Origin of the sequence: Photobacterium sp. OFAV2-7 (genome assembly GCF_022347985.1) — a bacterium.
Lineage (GTDB): Bacteria > Pseudomonadota > Gammaproteobacteria > Enterobacterales > Vibrionaceae > Photobacterium.
On the sequence record NZ_JAKRFQ010000096.1, the window covers coordinates 1 to 9468 of the forward strand.

Consider the following 9468-nt stretch of genomic DNA (forward strand, 5'->3'; position numbering starts at 1 on the left):
TACTAACGAAACGTAACAATTTACCCCTTTTACTTGTATTTAGATTGATCGACCATACTATAAATAACAAATCGAATTGGTGGCGCCGTATGCAATTTGTTTATGGAACACCATCGTTTGTACAGAACTAGAAAGCATGATTGCTAATTGGAGAATATTAAAAATATGAAGCGAATTGCATTATTCCTGGCAACTAACCTTGCTGTGATGCTGGTCTTCAGTGTTGTCTTGAATCTTATCTATGCTTTTACCAGCTTACAGCCTGGTAGCTTGAATGGCTTGTTGGTAATGGCAGCATTGTTTGGTTTCGGCGGCTCGCTGATCTCGCTGTTTATGTCAAAGTCGATGGCGTTGCGCTCTGTTGGCGGCATGGTGATTGAGCACCCGCGAAATGAAACTGAACATTGGTTGATGGAAACCGTATCACGGCAGGCCCAGCAGTCTGGTATAGGCATGCCGACTGTTGCAATCTATGACTCGGCAGATATCAACGCGTTTGCAACGGGAGCAAAGCGAGATGATTCGCTGGTAGCGGTATCGACAGGTTTGCTTCACAGCATGACCCGTGATGAGGCCGAAGCCGTATTGGCGCACGAAGTCAGTCATATTTCTAATGGCGACATGGTTACTATGACGCTAATGCAAGGTGTCGTGAATACCTTTGTTATTTTTGTTTCTCGTTTGGTTGCCGGTGCGGTAAGCGGATTTAACAGCGGCGACGAAGACGGTGAGGGCGAAGGTGGCAGTTTCATGATGTACTTTGTTGTTTCAACAATCATGGAAATCCTGTTTGGCTTCCTGGCGAGTATTCTGACGATGTGGTATAGCCGTCATCGCGAATTTAAGGCTGATGCGGGCTCGGCGCACCTTGTCGGACGCGAGAAGATGATTGCAGCACTTGAGCGCTTGAAGGTAAGCCACGAATCTCAGCTAGAAGGCTCAATGATGGCCTTCGGTATCAATGGCAAGAAGTCATTGTCTGAGCTGTTCATGACACACCCGCCGTTAGACAAGCGTATTGATGCGCTTCGCCGCGGAGAGCACTTGTAAACAGATCTGTTGTAGTTAGTGAAAAATCCCCTTAGCCAATGGCAAGGGGATTTTTTATCTCTTCGCTACGAAAATGAAACTGGCGCCTGCATTCTCACCGAAGAATGCTTAGTCGCTGGCTGTTACAGCTTCGGGTTGTCAGCGGAACATCTGCGTCAGTTCGGTATTTGATAAAACAGGTTTTAGTTGGGAGTAATGGGCTTTCAGCGGATATAGGCTCAGACGATCCTTATCAGGATCCCATTCGCTGACAAACATGGCGGTATCGAATTTCAGGGTTGGGTACCGCTTGTAATCGGTGATTTTCCTGAAGCCGAGACGCTCGTAGAATCGCTTGTGATTTTTCCTCGCGGCACAGATAACCAGTGTCTTTCCCGAGAGTTCGGTCAGATGCATCGGGCTGGCGAACAGTGCAAGCGGAACCGTTGCTGAAAAGTCGGTGATTTCAGGCAAGACAGTGAGCCTGTTTAGCTCCATAAGGGTGTCATATTTTTGTTCTAATTCGGTAAAGGCTTCGGGAAACAGTCTTTTGACCGGAATATCAAGCCAGCCGAGCTGCTGCTTAATCACCGATATCCGCAAGGAGGCAATTGACCGGTTATTGCATTGCAGTACAAAGGTATGGTTGTTCGGCATGTTGTCAAATTCGTCTTCCAGTCTTTGCTGCTGATTGGCTTCTATATACCCTTGCTCCAAATATGCTTGATAACGGATGGAATAGGCATCATCGAGGAGTTCTGGGGTGGAACAGTAATGGTTGTTGAGTGAGTGTAGATCCATATTAGTGCTTCTTTCCTTGAGCGCAGTGTAGTCCTTGTTTACCTGTTGACGGTTAAATCGCATTTATGACAACAGTTATTGTATACCGAAGAAACTGTAAACGTTGCGAGGCAGCTATCATGTGCGATATGTTGCTTATTTTTGAGTTGAGTGAGCTATGAATAGGGCGTTAAGCTTTTAGATAAAAGAGCTGATGGATGGAAGGTGGTGGAGGCAGCGAGCAGCCAATATCGACAGGTAACGTTCGTCGAAAATTTGTCTGACCACACCTGAGGTCAAGGGGCATGGTTCTAAGCCAGCAGAAGTCGACTGCATCACCGAAGAATGCGGCAGTTTCCACGGTAACAAAGAAGACTATAATTGCACAGCCTTGACCACGGGGTGCGGATCAGATACAGCTGCAAGTAAGTGATTAAGGCTAAGGTGAAATCAGGTATAAGTTGCCAGAATCGGTAGTGAAGTAAATCCAACCTTCGGGGCTTTGTATCAGCGCCCGAATGCGTTCTTTCAACGGCGAAACCAAGCGCTCTTCCGAGAGAATATCGCCGTTTTTGCCTAAAGAAATGCGGTTGATATGTTCAAGTTTTAGCGCGCCGGCAAATAGATCTCCCCGCCATCCGGGAAAGGCTTCGCCTGTATAGTGAAGTAAGCTGCCTGGGGCAATAGAGGGAATGTAGACTTTACGCGGTGAAACGATGCCTTCTTTCTCAGTTGCTTCACCCACTGACAGAGGCCCCCAATATTCTTTGCCATGGGAGGTAACAGGCCAGCCGTAGTTACTGCCTTTTTCGATCAGATTGATCTCATCACCGCCACGTGGCCCATGCTCTATTGCCCACAGTCGACTATTGCCGCGATCATAGGCCAGGCCTTGCGGGTTGCGATGGCCATAGCTCCAGATCTCCGGAAGCGCGTTTGGCTGGGAGACAAACGGGTTGTCAGCTGGAACAGTCCCGTCCATGTTGAGGCGGAGAATACTTCCGGCATGTGTGGTGAGATCCTGTCCGTTAGTGCGCTCACCACGATCACCAACGGAGAAGAACAGGTGCCCTTGTTGATCAAAGGCGATCCGGCTGCCAAAGTGGCGATAGCTTGTTGTGGCGGAGTCAGTAACAAGCAGTTCTTGCCACTGGATCAGCGTATCTTGTTTGAGCTTGCTACGGGCCAGCACGGTGACAGCTTGTTCTCCAAGCATTTTGCTATAGGTAAAATACAGCCAGCCATTTGACTGTTGGTAGCCCGGCTCAGTCACAACATCAAGCAGCCCTCCTTGTCCTGCTGCTGCAACATCTGGCAGGCCTTTAACCTGAGTACGATTGTTCCCGGCAGCATCAATGATGACAGCTTCCCCATGGCGTTGGGTGATAAGCAGTTGATTTGGATTAATGAAAGCCATTCCCCAGGGAACAGATAAGTTTTGGGCCACAAGGGATACTTGATAGTCCATGTTGTTGCTCGAGCCTGTTATTACCTCGGTAGCCTTTGTCACACCGGTAAGTATGAGAGCACCAGAAATGGATAGTAAAACAAGAGAAAGGGTGCGAATAACAGACGTCATCATGAGCTAAAGTTCTTGGTTAGTAAGGCTTATTCTGTAATTTAGACCAAGCCTTCCTTATTTGCTGTGGTTTTTATTGAAACTGCCTTACTGGGTATGGTCGGCAATGATCTGCGCGAGTTTCTTCAGACCAACTTCCCACTGGTTGTTATCATCAAAATTGGCGAAGCTCAGGCGGATACAGTGGTTATGCTGGCTTTGGGTACTGAACATTTTGCCGGGTAGAATGCTGATGTTTTGCCGCAGCGCTTCTTGGTAGATGTCTGCGCCGTCTGCATGCAGAGGTAAAGTGAGCCAGCAAAGGAAACTACCTTCAGGCTGGGAGAGGTGATACTGGCCTTGCAGCCAAGGGAAGCGATCAAGCTCTGTTGTGAATAGCTTAAAAAACTGGCGTTGCCTTCTGGCGTAACTTTTACGAATTTTGCTGAGGTGCTGACGGTATTTACCTGTTGCCAGAAACTGGCCAACGGCAGATTGCATTAAGTTCAAACTGCCCATATTGTCTGTCATCAGGCGTTTCTCTATCTGATCCTGATATTTTCCGGCTATAACCCAGCCGATACGCAGGCGGGAATCCAAGGTTTTTGACAGCGAACTGCAGTAGATCACCCGGTTTTCCTTATCCAGCGTCTTGAGCGGCAACGGTCTGCGACCATAGGCCAATCCGCCGAATACATCATCTTCTATGATTGGGATCTCTTTGGTGATATCCAAAAACGTCAGTCTATCGTGCTCAGACATAACATAGCCGGCTGGGTTGTTGAAGCTGGGATTGATGATAATTGCTGAGACAGGCCAGCGTTCAAGGGCTTGTTCTAGTGCGTATAAATCCATTCCGCTTGTAACACTGGCTGGGATCTCGACCACTTTTAACCCCAGCGACTCAAGCAGGAGCAGGTTGCCGAAATAACTTGGAGATTCAACAAGCACAATGTCGCCGGGGCGGGTGACGGCCTGCAGGCTGAGGCTGATGGCCTGCTGAGCACCATGGGTGATCAGGATGTCGTTCGCCGAGGTTGTTACACCAAGTTCCTGATTGATATAGACGAGCTGGCGAAGTAGTACCTCGTTACCCGGCGGAAGCTGGTAGTGGCTGGGAATATTGGTCTGATAGCGGCTATGGCGGCCGATTTCGGCATAGAGGGAACGGATGGCCGGAAAGCGGGTATCGGGGTGTGCCGAGCCTGCCGGTAGTACCTGATGAGACAATGACAGGCTCATGATCTCCTTGCTCAGGGACATCAAATCAACATAGCCCGGTTCACTGACGGTTGCCGCGGCCGGACTTTTTTGCTGAGTGACCACGTATCCCGAACGAGGGTGAGCTTCTATTCGCTGGGTGGCCTCTAGCTGTTGGTAGGCACGGATAACGGTATTCTTGCTGATTGCCAACTGGGTACTCAAGTCTCGGATTGAGGGTAACTTGTCACCAGATTGATAGCTTTGCTTGTCAATCCGCTCAGTGATGAGATCAACAACTTGCTGATATTTTTTCGACACACCACATCTCCTCGGCTGGCAATCTGTACCCTAAAAAGTAGATAAATCTGTCTCTATTAACTTTTCTGTACCTGATTAAAGTAATGTCTAACAAATAAAAAGGAAAGGAAATAGTGATGGCTGTTCGCATGATACCGTTTATTTTTGTCATCCTCTGGAGCTCAGGCTTTATTGGTGCCCGGTTTGGGCTCCCGTATGCTGAACCGGCCACGTTTCTGCTGATCCGAATGGTAGCTAATATCGTCCTTTTCATATTGCTGATGTTTATACTGCGTGCCCATTTGCCACGTGGGAAGGCGCTATTCCATTCAATGATGTCGGGTTTATTAATTCATGGGTTTTATCTTGGTGGTACCTATGAGGCGATTTCGCTCGGGATGCCTGCCGGGCTTTGTTCGTTGCTAGTCGGGCTTCAGCCAATACTTACAGCGGTGATTATAGTGATGGCATGGAATGAGAAGATGCGCCTGTCACAATGGATCGGTTTGCTTATTGGTTTTATCGGGATTGGACTGGTGCTGCAAGGAAATATGGAGTGGCAACAAGAAGGGAGCCGGAAAGCAGCCTATATATTTACTGCATTTGCATTACTGGGGATCACCTTAGGTACCCTCTACCAGAAGAAGTTCTGTCAGGGAGTGGATATGGTCGGCGGCGCGGTGTGGCAGTATATCGCAGCAGCGATGCTGTTTCTGCCTGTTGCCCTGACAACAGAAACGATGGTGGTGAACTGGACTCCTGAATTTATCTTTGCCATGGTGTGGGCGGTTGTGGTGCTGTCAGGTATTGCAATCTTATTGCTTCTCTACATGGTTGATAATGGGGAAGCATCTAAAGTCGCTTCGACTTTTTACCTAGTGCCGCCAATGACTGCCTTTCAGGCCTGGCTGGTCTTTGGTGAGTCCTTTGATGGTTTTGGTGTTATCGGCTTTGTACTTGCTGCAATGGCGGTTTATTTGGTTACTCGCAAACCCAGACTGACTTCTGAAACTGGTCGAGTGGCTGTGAGTGAGTAATTGAGACGTTCAGAGTTGAAACTTTGACTTATCTCGGCGCGGCCAGAGCGCTTGTCATAAATGCAGATCATGGATGAATCTGGTGCGCGTAATCCTGAGCTGCTGCGTAACTTCCCTTTGGCAAACGCAATGCCATATGACTTTGCGCCGTAGGGATCGATATGTAGTCGATAGCGGGAAAATTCGCGATCAAACAAAATACTGCACTCTTGCTTGATCGCATCCTCAAACGCCTGTGATTCTTCGGCTGCCGAAGCCGATGCAACACTGCCTGATAAAACGGTTATCAATACCGAGATAGTTAACCCGAGCTTCACTTAGGCTCCCTTCCTAACTTTTATTCGATATTTTTAGTATCACACGGTTTTTGGTGTGTGCAAATTGCGCGGTTTTCGCAGAGACAATCGCTGGCAGTCGTCTTGTCGAAAACAATGAAATTATGTTAGATGCCTTGTTCAAGGGAGACTCTGACTCTAGTTACACTATTTTATAGTTATGACAAAAGGAATTGAGCTTTTGTTGTTTTTTATCAACTGCTTATGTGTTGTTTGTATGGTGACCCTCTCCGAGGGTTACGGCCTGGAGTACATATGGCAATATAAATCTGTACCTAGATCACTCAATATAAACGTTTCTATTGAACTTGAAAAACCTATAAGGTATAAAGTGCAAAAGTGACCTATTGGCGTAAAAGTGTAATTAGCTGCCTGATAGACGGTTATTAACCTTTGGCTGACTTTGCATAACTAGGTTTATTCCTTTGGTTTGATCAACCGCTCTTGGTAGAAGCGCACTGAGAATCGTTGCTTCAAGTGAGGTGAAACGTTCAAGCTGTGGAATAGATGCCGTGCAAATAATTGGTTGCTATTAGTTGCCCCCTAATGCCGCAATGCACCTTATGTAAGGCACTGGACGATTATTCTTAATTCATAGAGGGATCGAATGAAGCTACCGACTATCAGAGCGAATCTACTTGCTGCAGCCTGCTCTGTTGCGTGTGTGGTGGGAAGCACACAGCCTGTATTTGCTAATCAGAGTGTTTCGAGCTTACCGGAGCAACAACGTCAGCCAAATGTTGTGCTTATCTTTGCCGATGATCTGGGGTATTCGGATACTGGATTTCAGAACATTAGCAAAGATGTGAGAACACCTAACCTTGACCGCCTCGCTGAAGACGGCGCAATTTTAACCGCCGGTTATGTGACGGCACCGGTGTCAGGTCCTTCTCGTGCCGGTATGCTCACAGGGCGCTATCAACAGCGTTTTGGAGCCCATGACAATGTCGGTCCCTATGTGCGTGAAGAGGGTATGGAGCAAGGTGTCCCCGTTGATATACCGACAATAGGAAACTACTTTCAAGACGCAGGTTACAGGACAGCGATAGTCGGTAAATGGCACGACGGAGATCCAAAAAAATTCTGGCCTCACAACCGCGGATTTGATGAGTTTTTTGGATTCAACAATGGTGCGGCAGATTATTTTGTCGGCGCTAAGAATGTCGCAAACGCCCAAAATGCCCCTTTTTCGTCAATGTATCGAAATGATGAGCTTGTTGAGCCATTCGATGAATATCTGACTGATCGGTTTGGCTCAGAGGCCGTTAATTTCATCGAGAGAAACAAAAACGAACCATTCTTTCTATACGTTCCTTTCAATGCTATTCATGGCCCTCTGCAAGCCTTAGAAGATGATTTGGCCCGTTTCGACGACATTGAAAATCCGCTTCGACGCCTCTCTGTCGCGATGAATTACAATATGGATCATAACGTTGGCCGTATTATTGCCAAGCTCGAAGAACACAAGCTGATGGAAGATACTATCATTGTTTTCTTATCGGATAACGGTGGTAAGTTCATGGGCAAGCATGGCAATAAATCATATAACCACCCGTTACGTGGTGAAAAGGTGACAGTGTGGGATGGTGGTATTCGTATTCCGTTTACAATTACCTGGAAGGGAACTATACCTGCAAGGCAAGTTATCGATGAGCCTATCATTTCGCTCGATTTATTACCTACCTTGTTATCGGCTGCAGGAGCGAAAGAGAAAGCTGAGTGGAAACTTGATGGCCTTAATCTGATACCTTTGTTAACCGGTAAAGCCTCTCATTTGGAAGACCGTTATTTGTTCTGGCATATGCCACGTCAGGCTGCCGTGAGGGACAGAAACTGGAAGTTGGTGATGCCGGATCTGTTATCTGAAAATACTGCGCCTCAGCTGTTTAAGATCAGTGAAGACATTGCTGAGTCACGAGATTTGGCTGCTGATTACCCGGAACAGGTAGAAAGGCTTAAAGGGGCATTTCTACAATGGAGTGCTGAGAACGAGGAGCCGCGCTGGGGGTGGAACAAGCAGCGACTTCCGTATAGTAATGGCTGGCGAGGTAGAGAATAAGGGTAACATATAGACGAACAAGCCAAATCTATAACCTTGGTCAAATTTGCCTTGTGGGTTAAGGGATATAGATACGCAAATCAGTTATAAATATTTATATCAATAACAAAGATAAATCATAATAATTAGTTAAATATCGAGGAAACAATGTCCAATCAGTCTCGCCCTGCAATCAGCCAATGCCATGTAATGGCAAAACCAAGCAGCTCAGTGTGTAACCTTGACTGTGATTACTGCTTCTATCTGGAAAAAGAAAATCTGTATCCGGAGCGTAAGAAAAACTGGCGCATGTCAGATGAAACGATGGAAGCTTATATCAGACAAAATATAGAGGCGCAGGATACCGTTGATGTTGACTTTTCATGGCAGGGTGGTGAGCCGACCTTGCTAGGACTTGATTTCTTCAAGAAGGCGGTCGAGCTTCAGCAGAAATATAAGAAAAACCATCGTATCCATAATGCATTCCAGACCAACGGTGTTCTTATCGATGAAGAGTGGTGCAAGTTTTTTAAAGAGCATAACTTTTTAATCGGGATCTCGATTGACGGGCCTGCTGAACTTCACGATAACTACCGTGTAAACCGCGCAGGGCGACCAACTCACGCCAAAGTGATGGAATCCATTGCTTTGATGAAAAAGTACGGTGTCGAATTCAATACCTTAACTGTCGTTAATAATGAAAACGTTAAGTATCCGGAAAAAGTTTATGATTTCCTGACCAGTATTGGTTCAACATTTTTGCAGTTTATTCCGCTAGTCGAGCGAAAAGCGGCGCAGGTTACTGAAGATGGCTTACAGCTCGTGAATCCAAATTATGATCAGGAAGCGACAGTAACACCATGGTCTGTACCATCGAAAGAATATGGCGAGTTTTTGAACCGTATTTTTGACCGTTGGATAAAAAAAGATGTTGGCCGAATTTTTGTCAATATTTTTGATAATACCTTGGCAACCTGGTGCAAAGAGCCAGCTAACTTGTGTACCTTCTCTGAAACTTGCGGTCACGCTTTTGCTTTAGAAGCTAATGGTGATTTATATAACTGTGACCACTTTGTCTATCCCGAGCATTTAATTGGAAATATTCATGATACAAGTATTCGAGAGCTTAACCAGGATGATAAAGCGATAACGTTCGGACAAGGTAAAAAGGATAATCTGACTAAGCAATGT

General features: G+C 46.6%; 8 protein-coding genes. 4 read left to right on the plus strand and 4 right to left on the minus strand.

The window, feature by feature from the left end; genetic code table 11:
• The first annotated feature begins 165 nt into the window (after positions 1 to 165).
• The gene (gene htpX, locus MHN01_RS08100) at positions 166 to 1050 is read left to right on the plus strand and encodes a protease HtpX (RefSeq protein WP_239410879.1); all 885 of its coding nucleotides are present in this window, start codon (positions 166 to 168) and stop codon (positions 1048 to 1050) included.
• 138 nt (positions 1051 to 1188) lie between these two features.
• Here the strand turns inward: htpX and MHN01_RS08105 are convergent, their stop codons facing one another.
• The 3 genes from MHN01_RS08105 to MHN01_RS08120 form a co-directional block, all read right to left on the minus strand.
• On the minus strand, positions 1189 to 1830 hold the full coding sequence (locus tag MHN01_RS08105) for a hypothetical protein (RefSeq protein ID WP_239410880.1): 642 nt from the start codon (positions 1828 to 1830) through the stop codon (positions 1189 to 1191).
• Positions 1831 to 2248: 418 nt separating this feature from the next.
• Complete coding sequence (locus tag MHN01_RS08115; protein WP_370646461.1) at positions 2249 to 3388, minus strand: PQQ-dependent sugar dehydrogenase; 1140 nt, start codon at positions 3386 to 3388, stop codon at positions 2249 to 2251.
• 87 nt (positions 3389 to 3475) lie between these two features.
• Complete coding sequence (locus MHN01_RS08120) at positions 3476 to 4888, minus strand: PLP-dependent aminotransferase family protein (protein ID WP_239410882.1); 1413 nt, start codon at positions 4886 to 4888, stop codon at positions 3476 to 3478.
• Positions 4889 to 5004: 116 nt separating this feature from the next.
• Here MHN01_RS08120 and MHN01_RS08125 point away from each other — a divergent pair, with 116 nt between their 5' ends.
• Positions 5005 to 5904 (plus strand): DMT family transporter, encoded by a 900-nt coding sequence (locus MHN01_RS08125; RefSeq protein ID WP_239410884.1) that lies wholly within the window; start codon positions 5005 to 5007, stop codon positions 5902 to 5904.
• On the opposite strand, the gene MHN01_RS08130 is transcribed toward MHN01_RS08125, so the two are convergent.
• A complete protein-coding gene (locus MHN01_RS08130; RefSeq protein ID WP_239410886.1) occupies positions 5841 to 6221 on the minus strand; it encodes a hypothetical protein in 381 nt (126 codons plus the stop codon). The two genes, MHN01_RS08125 and MHN01_RS08130, sit on opposite strands and share 64 nt — an antisense overlap.
• Positions 6222 to 6846: 625 nt before the next feature.
• Between MHN01_RS08130 and MHN01_RS08135 the strand changes: the two genes are divergently transcribed.
• The gene (locus tag MHN01_RS08135; protein ID WP_239410887.1) at positions 6847 to 8298 is read left to right on the plus strand and encodes a sulfatase-like hydrolase/transferase; all 1452 of its coding nucleotides are present in this window, start codon (positions 6847 to 6849) and stop codon (positions 8296 to 8298) included.
• Positions 8299 to 8445: 147 nt separating this feature from the next.
• The coding region (locus tag MHN01_RS08140) for an anaerobic sulfatase maturase (RefSeq protein WP_239410889.1) at positions 8446 to 9468 on the plus strand (1023 nt) is incomplete at its 3' end.

Coding starts and splice junctions, on each gene's coding strand:
- htpX (WP_239410879.1), top strand. CDS start 166: ATGAAGCGAATTGCATTATTCCTGGCAACTAACCTTGCTGTGATGCTG.
- MHN01_RS08105 (WP_239410880.1), bottom strand. CDS start 1,830: ATGGATCTACACTCACTCAACAACCATTACTGTTCCACCCCAGAACTC.
- MHN01_RS08115 (WP_370646461.1), bottom strand. CDS start 3,388: ATGACGTCTGTTATTCGCACCCTTTCTCTTGTTTTACTATCCATTTCT.
- MHN01_RS08135 (WP_239410887.1), top strand. CDS start 6,847: ATGAAGCTACCGACTATCAGAGCGAATCTACTTGCTGCAGCCTGCTCT.
- MHN01_RS08125 (WP_239410884.1), top strand. CDS start 5,005: ATGGCTGTTCGCATGATACCGTTTATTTTTGTCATCCTCTGGAGCTCA.